The organism is Pandoraea capi, from assembly GCF_902459735.1.
Classification (GTDB): domain Bacteria; phylum Pseudomonadota; class Gammaproteobacteria; order Burkholderiales; family Burkholderiaceae; genus Pandoraea; species Pandoraea capi.
Window position 1 is genome coordinate 383,624 of sequence record NZ_CABPRV010000005.1, and the last position, 17,459, is coordinate 401,082.

The window sequence follows — 17,459 nt, forward strand, 5'->3', positions numbered from 1 at the left end:
GGACATCGTCATGCACCACGATGGGCGGATTTTGTGCGTCGCCGCATAGTTTTCATGTGAAGTTGGTATTTTCCCTAGCACCGCGGAAAGCACGCACCAGTGCTCGATTTCGCGACGGCAAAATAGATTCTCATCACCCTTAAATTTGATGGGCATGTGCCGTTAACGGCCTCATGATGGCCGCGTGGTCGCTTCACGATGGCATTGCAACATGCGTCGTCATGAAGTCATCATGGTGGGGCAAGCACGCTAGGCGGCCGCGCAGTGCCGCGTGTCTTTCGAGACCTTACGTGGCAACCAATCAGGCACCGACGCTCGACGCATTGCAATCGCTGCTGGAAACCGTCCAGCGCAACGAGCGCTCGCTAAAACGTTTCCAGGACATCGAGCTGGCGCTCATGGGCGCGCCGGACTTCGGTCAATTCCTCGAAGTGGTGCTCAATCGTCTGCGTCACGATTTCGATCTGTCCGGCGTGCGCCTGATGCTCGCGGAAGTCGATGACACGTTGCGTGACCTCATCGATACTGCCGAAGGCATCCGTGCGCTGGATGCCGGTCTGTGCATTGCGCAGGATGCCGGCACTTTCAGCGCCGTATGCGGCAACGGGCAACTCTGGATCGGGGCGCCGCGTGAGCGCCACGCGGCGCTGTTCGGCGCGCGTCCTCCCGCGAGTGCGGTCGTCATGCCGCTCGCCCGCAACGGGCGTCACATCGGCGCGATCGCGCTGGGCAGTCGCGATGCACGACGTTTCGCGCCTGAAATGGCGACCGATTTCCTCGAACGTTTCGGCGCGGTCGTCGCCGTGTGTCTCGAGAACATGTGGAATCGCGAACGTCTCAAGCGCATCGGCCTGACCGACCCGCTGACGGGCCTGTCGAATCGGCGCTACTTCGATCAGCGTTTGCGTGAGGAGGTGGTGCGCGGCGCACGTTATGGCGCGCCGCTCGCGTGTCTGCTCATCGATATCGATCATTTCAAGCGCGTCAACGACAGCCACGGCCATGCCACGGGTGATCGCGCCTTGCGTGCGGCGAGTGCGTGCATGCGTGCGCAGCTTCGCGTGACGGATACGTTGGCGCGTTACGGCGGCGAGGAGTTTGCCGCGTTGCTCGTGCAGACCGAACAGAACTGGGCGGGGACGGTGGCGGAGCGCGTGCGACGTGCGGTGGCGCGACTGGAGGTGCCCGACGACGAGGGTGCGCTCGTGCCGCTCACGATCTCGATCGGGTTGGCCAGTATCGATCCGCGCGACACTGCGGATCCGGAAACGCTGCCGATGCGCTTGCTCGGTGCTGCCGACGCGGCGCTATACACCGCGAAACGTTCGGGCCGGGATCGCGTGGTCGTCGCGCCGTCGGTGAGTCTGCGCTAGCGCGGCCATCCCGCACGCCTGTCGTGCATCGCCTGACGCTCGCCCGTCCCCGAACGCGATGGCGATTCGCCGATCACCGAAGGCTGAACCAGCCGATCAGCAACGATACCGTCACCACCGAAAGCACCGTCGAAATCAGAATCGCGCGTGATGCGACGGCGGCTTCACGTCCATACAGTTGCGCAAGCATGAACGGTCCGGTGCCGATGGGCAGCGCCGAGAGCAGTAGTGCGCTATGCGCCCAGATCGCTGGCAGGTCGAACACGCGGAATGCCAGAAACGCGGTGATCGCCGGCTGGAACACCAGCTTCAGCCCCACGAGACGCCCCACCGCGTGAGCGATGCGCGGCTCCTTCGCAGCGCCCGTACTTTGCGCGAGAAACATGCCGATTGCGACCAGCGCGCATGGGCTGGCGGCACCGCCGAGCAGCGTAGTGAAGTGCAGCACCGGGGCGGGCAGTGCGACGCCGGCAGCCGCGAACGCCATACCGGCGAACGGCGAGACGACCAGCGGATTGCGGATCAGCGCCCGTATCACGAAGCCGGCGGTCCGACGCCAGTCGGGTGTCGCTTGCAGATCTGTCTCGATGATCGCGATCGAGATCGCGAAGAGCACCGTCGCGGTAAGCAGCATGGCGACGACCACGGCCGGCACGCTCGCCGGGCCGAACGCGACGAGACACAACGGGAAACCCATGAACCCGGCGTTCGGATAGGCCGCGCCCATGCCTTCGATGCTCGCGTCGGTCAGCCGGCCCCGGGCTGTGCGGTCGAGCAGGAACGACAGCGCGAACGTGGCCGCCATCCCGCCGCCGAAAGCGCCCAGGAACCCGGGATTGAAGAGTTCCGCCCAGGTGATTTGCGCCATCGACTGGAACAGCACGGCGGGCAGCGCGAGGTAGACGACGAAGCGATTGAGCGCGTCGAGCGCGGTGGCGCCGAGCCAGGCGCGACGTGCGCAGAGGTAGCCCAGGAAGATCAGGCCGAAAACAGGAAAGGCGGCGGAGATGACGGCTTGCATGATGGCGGGTCGGTGCGATGCCACCAGTTCGACGGCATCAGGTCCAGTCGGTCGATTCAGTTCGAGGGTGTCAGGCGGGCGAGCCATTCACGACGCGCGTTCCCGCCGTCCGCCTCGGTGTGTTCGCGGGCCGCGGATTCCGCGCCATCGGCGTCGCCTGCCGCAATGCGCGCCACGATTTCGCCATGCTCGTGCCAGACGACTTCCTGCATCGGCAGCGCGTCGAGCGTCGCTGCCATCGCGCGCATGATGTGCGGCCATTGCGGCGCCACCGTCTGCGCGATCAGCGGATTGCCCGACGCATCGTGCAGTGCCGTGTGGAACGCGACTTCGACACGCACCTGACGCGCCACCGGCGTACCCCGTGTCATCGTCATGCCCGCCGCGACAGCGTCCTGCAAGCGGCGCAAGTCGGGCGCAGGCAGCGTGCCGTCGACCACGCGATGCGCGGCGAGTCGGGCGGCCAGTCCGTCGAGTGCAGTGCGCACCTGATAGAGCTGACGCAAGTGATCCGGGTCGATCGGCGCGACTTCGAGTCCCTGACGTCCGCTGTCGCAGACCAGGCCGTCGCGCTTGAGCAACTGCAACGCATGGCTGACGGGTTGACGCGACACGCCGAGCGAGTCCGCCAGTTCCGCCTGCCGGATGCGTTCGCCCGGGGGGAGCGTGAGGTCGGCGATGGCGTCGCGCAGGCGCGAGTAGACCTGATCGATGAGGACCGGCGAACTGGCCAGCGGCGCAAGCGAGGGCTGTGCGCCCAGCGAGTTGCGCTGGGCGTCGGAATCGGCGGGAGACGGCATGTCATTCCGGCCTTCGCCGGGGATCTGTGATATCTGGAATTCCGAATTCTACGCGTAACGACGGACGACGGCGCGATTTTTTCGTAATAGCGCAGGGCGGGGTTAATCCAGCTCCGGCGGCCAGACAGGTGCTGATGAGGTGGGAGAAGTCGGAGAGGCCGTACGCGCAGGCGTCTGCAAAAGTGCCTGCATGGTGGTGCGCATGCGCTGGAGGCGCCGCGCGAGCGCCCAGGCTTCGGCTTCGGTTTCGAACAGCCCCACGATCAGGTGCGGTTCGGCGGCGAACCCGTCCGAAAACAAGCCAACGTTCTTGGCGATCATTTCGCCGGCGCGTTCGACGGAGACCGTGTACTGGCGCGGCGAACGATACTGGTTGACGACGACGGCAAAGGCGCGGGAGAACGCGTCGGACATGCGGAAACCTCCTCTGTCGGCACGGCGCGATCCCTGCTGATGTTGCGGCGGGAGCACGCACACGGCGTTGCACTTCCGGTGATTGTAGGCGATGGCGCGCCGCATGGCAGAACAAAACGGGACAACGCGCGAGACGGCGCGATAGCGGCAGAATCCAGAGGGTGTGTCGCTCGGCAACGCCACAAAAAAAGCCGCCGAGCGGGTCGGCGGCGCAACAGAGAGGGTGACAGCGCAACCGAAGTTGCCGTAGATCAGCGTAGGCCGCGGCGATGACATCATCATGACCGCCGAAAGGATTCGAAGGGAATACGCATCCTCTGCCGCGCACTAGGTTCACACGCGGCGCAGGCATCGAAAGTCGCGAGAAAAAGCCGCTCACTGCGTGCTAGGCACGCTGTCGACCTTCCTCGTTCGACGTGGGTCTTTCTGAAGTGCGACGCCGGCTATACGAGCACCGGGAGCGCCTCCACGACCAGGAACGCGACGAGCGCACCGACCACCGCGCCGGCCGCGCGCAAGCTATAGCGCGTGGTGCGGGTGGCGACCGGGATGCCGCCAACGAGTAGCGCCCCGGCCACTGCCATCGGCAGGAACAAGGTCAGGTCGTAGAGATTGAAGTGGAATGCGGGCATCGTTCTTATCTCCTCTCCTATGTGCCTTTCCACTATAGGACGCTGTTCGAGGATGCCCAAATTTGGTGCGACGCAGCATGTTGCTGCCTTTCAGTCCTCCTGACGGACCGCGTGCATCTTGCGGCGTGCGTTCCACATCGCCATGTCTTTGCGCGTACGTACGCGTTCGCTGATGTTGATGCCGGTCGGTTGCGCTTGCGATTTGGAGACGGCGACGTCACTCGCCTCGCTGCGCGCCTGCACCATCATGACGAGCGTAAATAGCGAGGCGGCTAGCGCCAGCAGGATCAGCTTCATAAGGCCCCCGGTGAATCCCTGGTGAATCTGGTCGTTATTGATCGTTATCGGTCGTTATCAACCGCTATGGCCATGATGGCCCGACAGGATCGTTGTGATCGCCATCGTGCGTCGTCGTGCTCGTTCGGGTCAGCCCTTTACAAGGGCCGTGCCGACGGGCGTTTCGCGACGCGTCTTTCATGCACTGCTGAGGGACGTCGCTGCCACAACTGCCTGACAGGCGCGTGCCGGGGCCTCGGGGTGTCACTACCATTGGCATCGCCGGCATCATAGCGGGCGAATGTGACATCTTTCCGGGGTTTCCCAAAACCTGGCCGCGCGACGCAGCGCAGCAAGGCGTGACGTGTCCTCTACCGTATAGCGACGCGTGCAGCGAAAAGTTTAGAAATCGTGACGATTTTTTCCTGACATGGGCCGTGAACGCTATATCGATGCGCTCACGGCCCGTGCTTAGCGGGCACAGCGGCAGGCAGGGCTGTCGACGTTGTCCACGTTTTCTACGCTTGCTACGTCCCAGAACGGACTTACGGTTGCCCGGAAATGTCGTGGTTTTGCCGACCGCGCGCGGCATTCTCCGGAAGCGCCATCGCCGCGAGCGATGCGATTGCCGCCCCTGCCTGCGCGAGTTCGTGCATGACGTCCGGCGACATGCCGAGCGACACCGAAAGCCCTGTCAGGCCGGCCCACGTCGACGGTTCCAGCAGTCGCGACAGGAGAAAGCGCATGATCATTCTCCCGTCGACTCGTCGAGCGACGTCTTCCCGCTGAAGTAGAACGGCGTCATGTCGATGTGCGACACCGTCGCCTTCTGCCCGAGGCCTTCGTGCGCGGCGTTCGCCAGCACCCCGTTGTCCTGGTCGATGGTCCATGTGAAGAGACCGCCGAGGCCGTTGCGTTTGACGTAATCCCCCTTGGCCCGCACCGTGCGTGGCGTGTCAAGCGACATGAACAGACCGCTGGACGGTTGGTACAGAAAGTCCGCGTCGGCGACCGGATCGGTGTAGAGCGTGAAGCCATTACGCGCCGTGCCGTCCTCCAGATCGAGGTAATTGCGCAGCACGTCGTAGTACTCCGTCGTGCCCGATTCGAACGTACCGGCGGTGATGTCGTCGCCCGGCGAATAGGTGCCCGACAGGGCGCTGACCTGTGCGATTTGCGCCTGAAGCGCGTTACGCGAGTAGGCTGCGTAGCCGATATGCACCTTGGCGAGCGGCACGCCGGCCTGCCGCAACCAGTTCACGGCACGGTCGATGGAGAAGCCACCGGCGTCGGCCGGGTTCGTGTCGTGCAGATTGGTTTGATGGGCGAGCGTCGGCGCCCACGGCGTGCCGAAGAAGTCATACGTCATCAGGTTGATGCGCGACACGCCGGCAGCGATCAATCCCGGCAGATTCGCGTGACGCATGTCGGCCACGTCGGCTGATGCGGCGACCGAGATCTCCACGTCTTTGCGTCCTGCGGCCACGAGGGCTTTTTTCAGATCGCTAACGAGCGCTGCGTAGTTCGGACCGTCCGTATCGTCATACACGTTGCCGTCGTTGCCGGGCGAGCCGGGATACTCCCAGTCGAGATCGATTTCGGTAAACATCGGGAAGCGCTTGAGCAAGTCGACGACGCTCGCACAGAACGTCTTGCGTCGCGCGCTGGTGCCGGCCATGCCGTGAAACGCCTGACTCATGGTCCAGCCACCGATGGCGAGGGCGAGTTTGAGCGCCGGATTCTTCGCGTGCAACAGACGCAATCCGCCGAGCACTCCCTGCGCGCGTGACTGCTGGAACATCGGAATGACATCGTTGCTGACCCATCCCGGAAAGCCGCAGTTGCGATAGGCGAGCACGTCGCCCCAACTATCGACGAAGGTGGCCTGATCCGGCTTGCGTACGAAGTCGGTCGCCGCGCGTGCAATCGTTTGTGCTTTCTCACCCTGATCGCCGACGATGCCCGCGAAGCCCACGATCAATCGGTCGTAGGCGAAGGGGTCGAGCAGCATCAGATCGACGCCGCGTCCGGCGGCCTCGTTGCTGAAGTCGCCGTCGAGACGTCCGTCGTATTGCGACCAGTCGGTGTAGTAACCGGAGACCTCGAATGCGTTCTTTGCGTAGCGGTTATAGACACGTCGGGCGACCCGCGCCGAGGTGTACGACAGTTGCGTCGTGCTGGTTGCGGGATCGAAGCCGTTCTGCGCGTAGGTCGTTTCGGTTGCGCCGTCTTGCGGGTCCGTCGGGTAGACGAGTTCGCTTTGCGCGGTGGCCGTTGCGGCCTGCGGGGCAGTCGCGGTGGTCTGTGATGTTTGTTGAGGCATGCGGGGCGTCGGGATGTTACGCATGGTATCGGACATGCTGTGGCTCCTGAGAGTCTATGGACAGGTGCCGTCGCCGGGCGGCGCTGGCCGCTGCGGCATCGGCGTAACCAGCGTCGCGTTCGCTCAGCGGTCGCGCCAGCGCAAACGACGTGTCAGCGCGCGCAGTGCGTGAAGTGCGAGGCGAGCGCGATGCCACGTCGCCGACATCCCCGTGCCGGCGCGTTGCGATGCGCCTGGCGTTTGCGCCGACACGTCTGTCGGATCCGGGGTGGGCGTAAGCGCGGTATCGCCAGACGCGAACCGATAACCGACGCGTGGCACCGTGACGATGTGCCGGTGCAGCCCGAGCGGAATGAGTTTGCGTCGAAGGCGGGAGACGACCTGCATCAGGTTCGTGTCGTCCTGATCGGGACGCGCCGGCCAGAGCATCGCGATGAGCGTACGTTTGTCATGGACGACATCGACGGGGGAACGCAGTGCACACAGCAGGCGGTACTCAATCTGCGGAATCTTCACGATGACGCCGTGGCGTCGCACCTCGCCGTGCCCGTCGCGGGCGACGCCATGCTGAAGCGGCAACGCAAGCGACGTGGCGCCCGTCGAATCGTCAATACATAACGCGTCGGTCACGGCATGAGGACGTTCGCTACCGCGGTCCGCTATCGACGGCTCGGTGGTGGGCTCGGCGGTGGGCGTAGCGGGCGAGGGCGACGGCATCTCGAAGCGATACCCGACGCGGGCGACGGTGACGATGGCGCGTTGCAGACCGAGCGGGGCAAGCGAGCGCCGCAGACGCGAGACGAGTTGCACGAGCGCGGCGTCTTCCATCCATTGGGCACGCCGTCCCCACAGCGCTTGCATCAACGCATGCTTCTCGAACGCCGTGCCCGCACGCCCGGCGAGCAGCACCAACAAACGCTTTTCCTGCTCCGACAGACGTGCGGCAATGCCGTTGTGGTGGACGAGATTGGTCACATCGTCGAGATCGAAAGGCGACTTCGGCATGGGGCGCTCCTGGTAACGAGTAAGGGACGCCAACCGTAGCGACGCGTATTCGCCTGTCACAAGGCATCAAGCGAGCGCAAGCCCATCACAGCACGCCATAGCCCGACGGATGCGGGGCGGGTGCCGGAGGCATGGCAGACGATGCGTCGGCCATGGCGCGTGTCGACAGCTACGCTGTTCTCGTCGAGTGCCTAGGCGATGTCACGCATCGCGCCCGCAAGGTAAGATAGCAGCCATATGTCGCCACAGGCGGCCGGTCGGGCTCGACGCATGAGAGACCGCGTCACCGCCGGATGCCATGGCCGACGCCCCGTACACTCCCGGATCCCGTCATGCTCGAACTCCTTTCCGAACATCGCTGTTTCGGCGGCACGCAGCGTTTCTATCGTCACACGTCGTCGACCATCGGCCTGCCGATGCGTTTTTCGGTCTTCATCCCGCCACAGGCGCGCGACGGCCGCGCTGTCCCCGCACTGTTCTATCTCGCGGGTCTCACGTGTACCGAAGAGACGTTCATGATCAAGGGCGGCGCGCAATGGCTTGCCGCCGAGCACGGTGTGGCGCTGATCACGCCCGACACGAGCCCGCGAGGTGCCGGTGTGCCGGGCGAGACCGATGCGTGGGACTTCGGCGTAGGGGCAGGGTTTTACCTCGACGCGACCCAGGCGCCGTGGTCGACGCACTACCGCATGTACAGCTACATCGTCGAGGAGTTGTATGGCCTCGTGACGCAGTCGTTGCCGGTCGATGCCGAGCGCATCGGCATCTTCGGGCATTCGATGGGTGGCCATGGCGCCTTGACGCTCGCGTTACGCAACCCCGACAAGTTCCGGTCGGTCTCGGCGTTTGCGCCGATTGCCGCGCCGATGCATTGCCCATGGGGCGAGAAAGCGTTCACCGGATATCTGGGCGCAGATCGCGAGTCGTGGCGTCAGTACGACGCGAGTGAGCTGATCGCAAAGGCGGGCAAAGCCGTGTTCCCGGGCGGCATCCTGATCGATCAGGGGCTAAACGATCAGTTCCTTGCAGCGCAACTGCATCCGGACATCTTCGAGCGCGCCTGCCGCGAGGCGGGGCAGCCGCTCAATCTGCGTCGTCAGGACGGCTACGACCACGGCTACTACTTTATCCAGACCTTCATGGCGGACCATCTGTCGCATCACGCCGAGCATCTGCGCGCTTACTGATCCGCCACCCGCTCACCGTCTTCCGACTGACGACGTCACACCGCCCGTGCTTCGTAACGGCGCGGCGGCGTGACGATCTCGTCCTGCGCGCGGACGATTTCCAACTCGTAGCGCCCCGCCAGATGCGTGACGGACAGCACCGCATCGACAGCGGCGAGCGTATGCTCGAACGCCGCGCGAACCGTATCGCCCTTGAGCAGCCGCGCGAGAAACACGCCTGAAGTCAGATCGCCCACACCGACCGGGTGACGCGAGAACGGATAGAGCGGGCGCGAGCCGTGCCATGCTTCGTCGTTCGTCACGACGAGCATATCGAAGCGGTCTTGCGGCTTGCCTGCGTACTCCAGATGTTTGACGAGCACCATCTTCGGCCCGCGCGAGAGCAGGGCGCGGCAGGCGGCAACGGCATCGTCGAACGTATCGATCGGATGCTGCGAGAGCTTTTCCAGTTCGAGATGATTCGGCGTCATGATGTCGGCGATGCCGGGCATGTGCTCGACGAGATCCTGCTCGATCCCCGGTTTGACCTGACATCCCTTTTCCGGATGCCCCATCACAGGGTCGCAAAGATAGATCGCGGCGGGATTGGCCTGTTTGACGCGTTGCACCGCCGCACGCACGAAGCTCGCCTGCTCGGGGGCGCCCAGATACCCGGAGAGGACAGCGTCGCAATTACCCAGTTCACCGATGTCCGCGATGCCGTCGACCAATCGCAGGATTTCCTCGCTCGGCAGGGCCTGGCCCGTCCATTTGCCGTACTGCGTGTGGTTCGAGAACTGGACAGTGTTGATCGGCCACACGTTGACACCGAGGCGTCGCATCGGAAAGTCGGCGGCGCTGTTGCCGGCGTGGCCGAAGACGACGTGGGACTGAATGCTGAGGACGTTTTTCATCATGATGTTGCGGGGGGAGGGAAGACGAGGGGGACTTCTCGGGACTGTCAGGGACTCGCAAAAAACAACGCCCGCTAGCGATACGCCCCCGATCCTGAGACAAAGGCGCTGGCGCTGCGGGCGTTGGTCGCGGGTGACGCAGGCGACGGCGCATGTTGCGCCGCCATTCCTGCACATCGGCGCTTTACTCCAACGTGACGTCGCTCCGACTTCGACTACGAAGGCGACGCAACGTTGTCACTTCTTCGACGTGACGATGGCGTCGGCCACGTTCTTCGGTGCCTCGGCGTACTGCTTGAACTCCATCGTGTACGTTGCACGGCCTTGCGTGAGCGAACGCAGCGAGGTCGAGTAGCCGAACATCTCCGAGAGCGGCACCTCGGCGCGAACGATCTTGCCGCCGCCCACGATGTCGTCCATGCCCTGCATGATGCCGCGACGTCCCGAGAGGTCGCCCATCACGTTGCCCATGAACTCTTCGGGCGTTTCGACTTCCACGGCCATCATCGGTTCGAGCAGTACCGGCTCGGCCTTGCGCATCGCTTCCTTGAAGGCCATCGAGCCGGCCATGCGGAACGCGTTTTCGTTCGAGTCGACGTCGTGGTACGAGCCGAACGTCAGCGTGACCTTCACGTTGACGACCGGATAGCCCGCGACCACGCCGTTGTTGAGCGTCTCGCGAATCCCCTTGTCCACTGCCGGGATGTACTCGCGAGGCACCACGCCGCCCTTGATGGCGTCGACGAACTCGTACGGCTTTTCCTTGTCCGGTTCGAGCGTGATGACGACGTCGCCGTACTGGCCGCGTCCGCCCGATTGCTTGACGAACTTGCCCTGAACGTCCTCGACTTTCTTGCGCACGGTCTCGCGATACGCAACCTGCGGCTTGCCGACGGTCGCCTCCACGCCGAACTCACGGCGCATGCGGTCGACGAGAATTTCGAGGTGCAGCTCGCCCATGCCGGAGATGATCGTCTGGCCCGATTCCTCGTCGGTCTGCACACGGAACGACGGATCTTCCTGCGCCAGACGGTTGAGCGCGAGGCCCATCTTTTCCTGGTCGCCTTTGGTCTTTGGCTCCACCGCCTGCGAGATCACCGGCTCCGGGAACTCCATCTTTTCCAGGATGATGACGTGGTTCGGGTCGCACAGCGTGTCGCCCGTCGTCGCTTCCTTCAGCCCCACGGCGGCCGCGATATCGCCGGCGCGTACTTCCTTGAGTTCCTGACGCGTGTTCGCATGCATCTGCAAGACGCGTCCTAGGCGCTCCTTCTTGCCTTTGAGCGGGTTCAGCACCGTGCCGCCGGACTCGATCACGCCGGAGTACACGCGGAAGAAGATGAGCTGACCGACGAACGGGTCGGTCATGATCTTGAAGGCAAGGGCGGAGAACGGTTCGTCGTCCGACGGGTGGCGCTCAATTTCCTTGTCGTCTTCGTCGTGACCGGCAATCGCGGGCACATCGACCGGCGAGGGCAGGTACTCGATGACGGCGTCGAGCATGGCCTGCACGCCCTTGTTCTTGAACGCCGTGCCACACAGCATCGGCACGATTTCACCGGCGACCGTGCGCTTGCGCAGGCCTTCCTTGATCTCGTCTTCGGTCAGCGTGTCGCCGCCAAGATACTTCTCGAGCAATGCCTCACTGGCTTCGGCAGCGGCTTCGATCATCTTCTCGTGCCATTCCTGCGCCGTGTCCTTGAGGTTTTCGGGAATATCGACGTAATCGAACTTCACGCCCTTCGACTCTTCGTCCCAGACGATGCCCTTCATCTTCACCAGATCGACCACGCCCTGGAAGTTATCCTCGGCGCCGATGGGAATCTGGATCGGCACGGCATTGCCGCGCAGACGCTCGTGAATCTGCTTGTGCACGCGGAAGAAATCAGCGCCCACGCGGTCCATCTTGTTGACGAACGCGATGCGCGGCACCTTGTATTTGTTGGCCTGACGCCAGACGGTTTCCGATTGCGGCTGCACGCCGCCGACCGAGTCGTAGACCATGCACGCGCCATCGAGCACGCGCATCGAGCGTTCGACTTCGATGGTGAAGTCGACGTGTCCCGGCGTGTCGATGATGTTGATGCGATGTTCGGGGAAGTTGCCGGCCATGCCGCGCCAGAAGCAGGTCGTCGCCGCGGACGTGATCGTGATGCCGCGCTCCTGTTCCTGCTCCATCCAGTCCATCGTGGCAGCGCCTTCGTGGACTTCACCCAGCTTGTGGTTGACGCCCGTGTAGAACAGGATCCGCTCGGTCGTCGTCGTCTTGCCGGCGTCGATGTGAGCGCTGATGCCAATGTTTCGGTAGCGCTCGATGGGGGTCTTTCGGGCCACAGTACACCTCTTCTCAGACGGTGGGGAAAAAGCATAGCAAGCAGCCATCATACTCCAATGTCGCACTGCCGCGCTGAGCGCCCCATCGCCCGCCAGACCAGCGTTGACGGGGCTTTGCAGCGATGTGCGACAGCGCGTCGCGCGGTGCGATGGCCAGGCGTGAGGCGAAAGACAACGCCCCGGCGAACGGGCCGGGGCGTCGGGGCATGCGAGAACTCAGACGATGCTGCGCGTGGTCGTCGCGTGCTTCATGAGCCTCATGGGCCTTATGCGACCTGCCGTTGACGCGAGAACGCCAGCACGGCCCCGCGCGGGCCGTTCGCGGCCAGATCGGTGTTGTCGTCTGCGGCCGTCATGGCATCGCCGCCGGGCAACCGGAAGACCGCCACGGCCTCGCGCAGGTTGCGCGCCTGATCTTCGAGCGAGCCGGCGGCGGCCGTGGCCTGCTCGACGAGCGCGGCATTCTGCTGTGTGACCTGATCCATCTGCATGACGGCGGTATTGACCTGCTCGATGCCACCCGATTGCTCGCTCGACGCTGCCGAGATTTCTCCCATGATGTCGGTCACGCGCTGCACGGCCTGCACGATATCCGTCATCGTGCGCCCGGCATCGCGCACTTGCGAGGAGCCGTCCTCGACCTTGCCCACAGACGTCTCGATGAGCGACTTGATCTCTTTGGCGGCCGCCGCGCTGCGTTGGGCCAGTGTCCGGACCTCGCCGGCGACGACGGCGAACCCGCGTCCCTGTTCGCCTGCACGCGCGGCTTCCACGGCGGCGTTGAGCGCGAGAATGTTCGTCTGGAAGGCGATGCCGTCGATCACTCCGATGATGTCGTTGATCTTGGTCGAGCTCGCAGCGATCTCCTGCATCGACGTCACCGCACGCTCCACCACGCGCCCACCTTCACCGGCGATCTCCGAGGCGTTCGACGCAAGTTGGCTGGCCTGACGCGCGTTGTCCGCATTCTGTTTGACGGTCGCCGTCAGTTGTTCCATGGACGATGCGGTTTCTTCGAGCGATGCGGCTTGTTCCTCCGTTCGCGAGGAAAGGTCGGTATTGCCCGCGAGCAACTGGCCCGATGCCGAAGCGATGGCGGCAGTGCCGCTGCGTACGCGTCGCACGATCTGGTCGAGGCTTTCGTTCATGTGTTTGAGGGCGGCCATCAACTGACCCGTCTCGTCGCGGCTCGTCACGTCGATACGGCTCGTGAGATCGCCCTGCGCGACGCGTTCAGCGACCTCGACGGCGCGCGCGAGCGGGCGCGTGATGCTGCGCGTGACCGACCAGGCGGCCAGAATGCCGACGAAGGCTGCAACCGCACCCAGCCCGACGAGCAGCCACTTCGCAAAGGCGATGTCGGCACTCGTGGCGGCCCCCGTCTCATCGAGAATCTTCTTCTGGAACGTGACCAGCTCGGCGGCCTCGGTCTGCATCGTGTCGAGCGCCGGTAGCGCTTGCTGCTGCGTGATGCCGAGTGCGATATCGCGCTGATCGTTATCGAGCTCAGCGATGATCGCGGCGCGCGCCTTCTTGAAGGCTTCGTTCTGCTCGCGAATGCCGGCGATCAGCCGCTTGCCGTTCTCCGTCGTGACGTACTTGTCGAGCAGGGCCTGCGCTTCGCCCATGCGTGCGAGGTTCGCGTCGATGCGCTCGTTGTATGTCGAGCGCTGTGCCGGATTCGTGGTGGTGAAGAACTCCAGGAGACGCCGCCCGTTGCCGCGCACCATGGCGTCGATGGTGTGGGCGGCGTCGGCCTTGGCCCACGCGCTGGTGAGCAGTTCCTCGTTGGCGCGTTCTATGGCAACGAAGCGCACCAACGCGATGACCAGCATGCTGAGAAGCAGAACGAGCAACGTGCCGAAACCGATGGCCAGACGGGTTCGGATCTTGAGGTCGGCGATGCGCATAGAGAATGACTCCTTTTAGAGATTTGATGCCGGGCAACACGGGTGGCGTGTCGCCGATGGCGTTTCGAGGAGTGGTCGCCGGTTTGCCGTAGTACGCGTCGATACCGGGTTGAGGCGCGACGCAACGTTGGCTCACGCGCCAGGCTCGGCAAGTGTGACATGTCCGGCGACGCGTGACGGGGGGATTCGATGAAGCCAGTCCGTCTCATTTCGTATACGACACGAAATACCCGAACTGAAGGTTTCCTACAGCGAAACGGGGTAAACGACGAGATGAGCGAGGTGGTCGATTCCGACGCAATCGTTGGTACGAGCCGAGGGGCAAGGCTCGCACGTCGATTTAGAGGTATCAGACAAAACGAACGGCATAGATCGGCGGCAGGTGCGTCGACAGGCTTTGCCACTGCTCGCCGGCGTTTTCTCCGATCCAGAGCGCGCCCGTGGTGGAACCCATGGCGAGCGTACTGCCGGTGGCATCGATGTCGAGGCCGTGACGATAGATGAGGTCGTAGGAGGGCACGTCCGGCAATCCCTGCGAGAGGGCGGTGAACGACTCGCCGCCGTCGCGCGTACGCGTGACGACCAGCCGTGCATCGACAGGGATGCGGCAGGCGTCACACTGTGCCGGTGCGAACCAGGCGACGTCCGGATCGTGCGGGTCGACCGCCACCGCGAAGCCGAAACTCGACGGTGCGGCCTGAATACGTCGCCATGACGTGCCGTAATCGAGCGTGCGGAAGATGCCATTGTGATGCTGTGCCCACAGGGCGTTCGGCGCGTCGCGACACTGGACCAGACGGTGAACGTCTTGCGCGTTCGGATCGAGGCGGCGTTCGGGCGGCATGTAGTCGGCTTCCATGCCGGTTGCCGCCAGCGCCCACGTATCGCCGCCGTCGCGCGTTCGCCAGACCCCGCCGGTCGACACCGCGACCATCACCTGACGGCTGTCGTGCGGGTCGATGCAGATCGAATGAATGCCCGCGTGATCGTAGCCGCCCCCCATCCATTCGGCACGTTCCGGGCGATCCCACAGGCTCTGCACCAGTTGCCAGTGACGGCCATGATCGTCCGAGCGGAACAGGCCGCCGGGGATCGTGCCCGCCCAGAGCACGCCGGGGGCATCGAGGCCGGCGGCTTCGAGTGACCAGAGCAGATCGACCGACGGTGCTTGCGCGTCGGTGGTGGCGGTTGCGGTGACGGCAGTGGCAGTGGTGGTGTCGGTCGGGGCGTCAGACGACGCCGCTTGCGGCGCAAAGGCGGGCGGCGGGAGTTCCGTCCATTCGTTTGCCTCGCGTGCGCGGCACCACAGCTTCACGCCGAAATGTCCGAGATTGAGCGCTGCGTAATCCGTGCCGTCGCGTGCATCGTGCAACACCATGCTGACCGGTTCGCCCGGAAAATCCGGCGTGCTCGACGCCAATCGCCATGTGTCGTTATGGCGTTGCCACGTGAACAACCCCTTGCGCGTCGCGACCAGTAACGTCGCACCGGTGACGTGTTCCATGTTGCTCCTCCTTGGCTGGCGCCGGGCTGTCCGTGTTGTCGTGGCCGGCGTGGCTTTCGCGATGGTGATCGCTGACGTCATCCCCCCGAGAGCGCTTGCGCGACGTAGACGCTGCTGGCACTTGTCAGTCCATCGCCCAGCGTGCGTCGGTCGCGAATCAATCGTCCGTCTACGAAAACGGCGACATGCGGGCGCAGGGATCCCTGATCGTTGAAGAGATAACCGCGCAGCTCGGGCATGCGCGATACGCACTGCGTCAACGCTTCACGCACGCTAGCGCCATCGACGTGCTGCTCGTCGATGGTGACATGACGTTGGATGGCGGGGGCGAAGGTCACAGTCGCCATGGCGTGCGGGGCAGGCGCCGTCCGGGCAAACGTCCGTCAGACCTGCGGAGATCGTCGTCAATGGGACTTCCAGTGTAGACAATGAGGATCATCTGCATAGCGAGCATCCCGGAATCGTTGTCGATCTGTTGTGTGTGCGCCGCGCTATGTATGCCGGGAAATAGCGCAAGTCAGCCGAAATCAGTGCAAATCGAACGCACATTGCGTGGGTGCGCTGAGTGCAGAGCGCTATTTGGTGTCCTTTGCATGACGCACGACGAGTTTCGAGGCGCGTGAAGCGTGATCGTAGGGTGTGGCATCGCATATCGGACACTCCCCAACCCCATTCCCCCCGTTATTGGTCACCATTATCAGAGTGCCCGCGCGCGAGGTGCCGCAGGCAAACACCAGGAGGGAGTGATGGCAAGACTCAAAGGAAAAGACATCGGAATGGGGCGTTGGTCGGACGCGGCGATCAAACGTCAGTGGCGTTTGCATCGGGATGGCGAGGCGTCGCACACGGTCGACCCGACGGTGCGGCGTCCGCCGGAGATTTCAAAGTGCGAGGGGCATTTCGTGTGGAGTGTGCGGCAGGCGGCGTTCATCGGCCGTCACGATGACCCGGCCCGGGGCGGAGGGCGCCATTATGCAACGTGCACCGCGCAAGCGAAGCGTTACGAAAGCGTTGCTCAGGCGAGAGCTGCGGGCGATGCGCTGGTCGGGGACGTGCTCATCATGTACGGCTACGCACCGAATAGTCCGCTGTACGTGGTGGGCCGTTGACGGCATCGATCGCACTGCGCCAGCCGCGTTGTGAATGCGCACATGCCGCGGAGCGCCGCGCGCGACGTACCACGTACTACTACCCGGCCGGTCGACATGACAGGTCGGGTAGCAACGTCAATCCTGCGGGATTACTTACCGAGTTCGTGGCCGATCACGCCGCCGACGACGGCGCCGCCGATGGTCCCGGCCGTGCTGCCGCCGGTGGCTTCGTGACCGATGACGCCGCCCGCTGCTGCGCCACCCAGCGTGCACCCGAGGATGGACGAACCCATCGCGAGCGCTGTGATGACCACGAGTATCGACTTCGCCATTTTCATGATGCGTCTCCTGTAGCAAATGCCAGCTACGCGCCGCGCAGCGACATGAGTTCAGCTTAGGGCGCGGCTGCCTTGTGCACTATCGGTTGCGGCTGAATTGACTGTAGGAATTGGACGACAGCGTATCCATGCAAAGGAGACGTTGATCTCGGCGTGGCGGCGCGAGACAGCGGCATTGGATAGCCGTGCGAGATGGCCATGGCAGGTGCAAGCGAGCGCTGCGCAGAAAGCACGCGCACAAACGACAAGGGCCGCACATCGTGCGGCCCTTGCGAGGCATCTGGTGGGGCGTGAGTGACTCGAACACTCGACCTACGGATTAAGAGTCCGCTGCTCTACCAACTGAGCTAACGCCCCG

Annotated in this window: 17 protein-coding genes and 1 tRNA gene; 3 read left to right on the forward strand and 15 right to left on the reverse strand. The window is 64.0% G+C overall.

Translation table 11 applies throughout. The annotated features are described in order from the left end of the window. The first annotated feature begins 290 nt into the window (after positions 1 to 290). Positions 291 to 1,373: a GGDEF domain-containing protein gene (locus tag PCA20602_RS13755; RefSeq protein ID WP_246182152.1), complete on the forward strand. Its 1,083-nt coding sequence runs from the start codon at positions 291 to 293 to the stop codon at positions 1,371 to 1,373. Positions 1,374 to 1,446: 73 nt separating this feature from the next. Here the strand turns inward: PCA20602_RS13755 and PCA20602_RS13760 are convergent, their stop codons facing one another. The 8 genes from PCA20602_RS13760 to PCA20602_RS13795 all read right to left on the reverse strand — a co-directional run bounded on the left by PCA20602_RS13760 (position 1,447) and on the right by PCA20602_RS13795 (position 7,844). Further along, positions 1,447 to 2,394 carry an AEC family transporter gene (locus PCA20602_RS13760; protein ID WP_150721695.1) on the reverse strand — a complete coding sequence of 316 codons (948 nt, stop codon included), beginning with the start codon at positions 2,392 to 2,394 and terminating at the stop codon, positions 1,447 to 1,449. A gap of 56 nt (positions 2,395 to 2,450) precedes the next feature. Further along, positions 2,451 to 3,194: a GntR family transcriptional regulator gene (locus PCA20602_RS13765; protein WP_150721696.1), complete on the reverse strand. Its 744-nt coding sequence runs from the start codon at positions 3,192 to 3,194 to the stop codon at positions 2,451 to 2,453. Between the two features lie 102 nt (positions 3,195 to 3,296). Next, on the reverse strand, positions 3,297 to 3,608 hold the full coding sequence (locus tag PCA20602_RS13770; RefSeq protein ID WP_150721697.1) for a hypothetical protein: 312 nt from the start codon (positions 3,606 to 3,608) through the stop codon (positions 3,297 to 3,299). A 443-nt stretch (positions 3,609 to 4,051) separates the two neighbouring features. Further along, positions 4,052 to 4,240, reverse strand: a complete 189-nt coding sequence (locus tag PCA20602_RS13775; protein WP_150721698.1) for a hypothetical protein — start codon at positions 4,238 to 4,240, stop codon at positions 4,052 to 4,054. A gap of 90 nt (positions 4,241 to 4,330) precedes the next feature. After that, the gene (locus tag PCA20602_RS13780; protein ID WP_069344356.1) at positions 4,331 to 4,537 is read right to left on the reverse strand and encodes a hypothetical protein; all 207 of its coding nucleotides are present in this window, start codon (positions 4,535 to 4,537) and stop codon (positions 4,331 to 4,333) included. 524 nt (positions 4,538 to 5,061) lie between these two features. Next, complete coding sequence (locus tag PCA20602_RS13785) at positions 5,062 to 5,262, reverse strand: hypothetical protein (protein ID WP_150721699.1); 201 nt, start codon at positions 5,260 to 5,262, stop codon at positions 5,062 to 5,064. 2 nt (positions 5,263 to 5,264) lie between these two features. Next, on the reverse strand, positions 5,265 to 6,875 hold the full coding sequence (locus PCA20602_RS13790) for a glycoside hydrolase family 18 protein (RefSeq protein WP_246182153.1): 1,611 nt from the start codon (positions 6,873 to 6,875) through the stop codon (positions 5,265 to 5,267). A gap of 87 nt (positions 6,876 to 6,962) precedes the next feature. Beyond that, complete coding sequence (locus PCA20602_RS13795) at positions 6,963 to 7,844, reverse strand: winged helix-turn-helix domain-containing protein (protein ID WP_150721700.1); 882 nt, start codon at positions 7,842 to 7,844, stop codon at positions 6,963 to 6,965. A gap of 332 nt (positions 7,845 to 8,176) precedes the next feature. Here PCA20602_RS13795 and fghA point away from each other — a divergent pair, with 332 nt between their 5' ends. Beyond that, positions 8,177 to 9,031, forward strand: a complete 855-nt coding sequence (gene fghA, locus PCA20602_RS13800) for an S-formylglutathione hydrolase (protein ID WP_150721701.1) — start codon at positions 8,177 to 8,179, stop codon at positions 9,029 to 9,031. A 35-nt stretch (positions 9,032 to 9,066) separates the two neighbouring features. Here fghA and pdxY read toward each other — a convergent pair whose 3' ends face one another. The 5 genes from pdxY to PCA20602_RS13825 form a co-directional block, all read right to left on the reverse strand. After that, entirely contained in the window at positions 9,067 to 9,924 is an 858-nt protein-coding gene (gene pdxY, locus PCA20602_RS13805; protein WP_217432427.1) for a pyridoxal kinase PdxY, read from the reverse strand. A 237-nt stretch (positions 9,925 to 10,161) separates the two neighbouring features. After that, positions 10,162 to 12,258, reverse strand: coding sequence for an elongation factor G (gene fusA, locus PCA20602_RS13810; RefSeq protein WP_150721703.1), 2,097 nt, complete (start codon positions 12,256 to 12,258; stop codon positions 10,162 to 10,164). 266 nt (positions 12,259 to 12,524) lie between these two features. After that, positions 12,525 to 14,168: a methyl-accepting chemotaxis protein gene (locus PCA20602_RS13815; protein ID WP_150721704.1), complete on the reverse strand. Its 1,644-nt coding sequence runs from the start codon at positions 14,166 to 14,168 to the stop codon at positions 12,525 to 12,527. Positions 14,169 to 14,517: 349 nt separating this feature from the next. Continuing rightward, complete coding sequence (locus PCA20602_RS13820) at positions 14,518 to 15,672, reverse strand: WD40/YVTN/BNR-like repeat-containing protein (RefSeq protein WP_150721705.1); 1,155 nt, start codon at positions 15,670 to 15,672, stop codon at positions 14,518 to 14,520. 77 nt (positions 15,673 to 15,749) lie between these two features. Continuing rightward, complete coding sequence (locus PCA20602_RS13825) at positions 15,750 to 16,019, reverse strand: MoaD/ThiS family protein (protein ID WP_150721706.1); 270 nt, start codon at positions 16,017 to 16,019, stop codon at positions 15,750 to 15,752. A 399-nt stretch (positions 16,020 to 16,418) separates the two neighbouring features. Here PCA20602_RS13825 and PCA20602_RS13830 point away from each other — a divergent pair, with 399 nt between their 5' ends. Beyond that, on the forward strand, positions 16,419 to 16,781 hold the full coding sequence (locus PCA20602_RS13830; protein WP_150721707.1) for a hypothetical protein: 363 nt from the start codon (positions 16,419 to 16,421) through the stop codon (positions 16,779 to 16,781). Positions 16,782 to 16,912: 131 nt separating this feature from the next. Here the strand turns inward: PCA20602_RS13830 and PCA20602_RS13835 are convergent, their stop codons facing one another. Next, positions 16,913 to 17,101 carry a glycine zipper 2TM domain-containing protein gene (locus PCA20602_RS13835; RefSeq protein WP_069344366.1) on the reverse strand — a complete coding sequence of 63 codons (189 nt, stop codon included), beginning with the start codon at positions 17,099 to 17,101 and terminating at the stop codon, positions 16,913 to 16,915. Positions 17,102 to 17,382: 281 nt separating this feature from the next. After that, positions 17,383 to 17,458: transfer RNA gene (locus tag PCA20602_RS13840), tRNA-Lys, on the reverse strand. Between the last annotated feature and the right edge of the window lies 1 nt (position 17,459).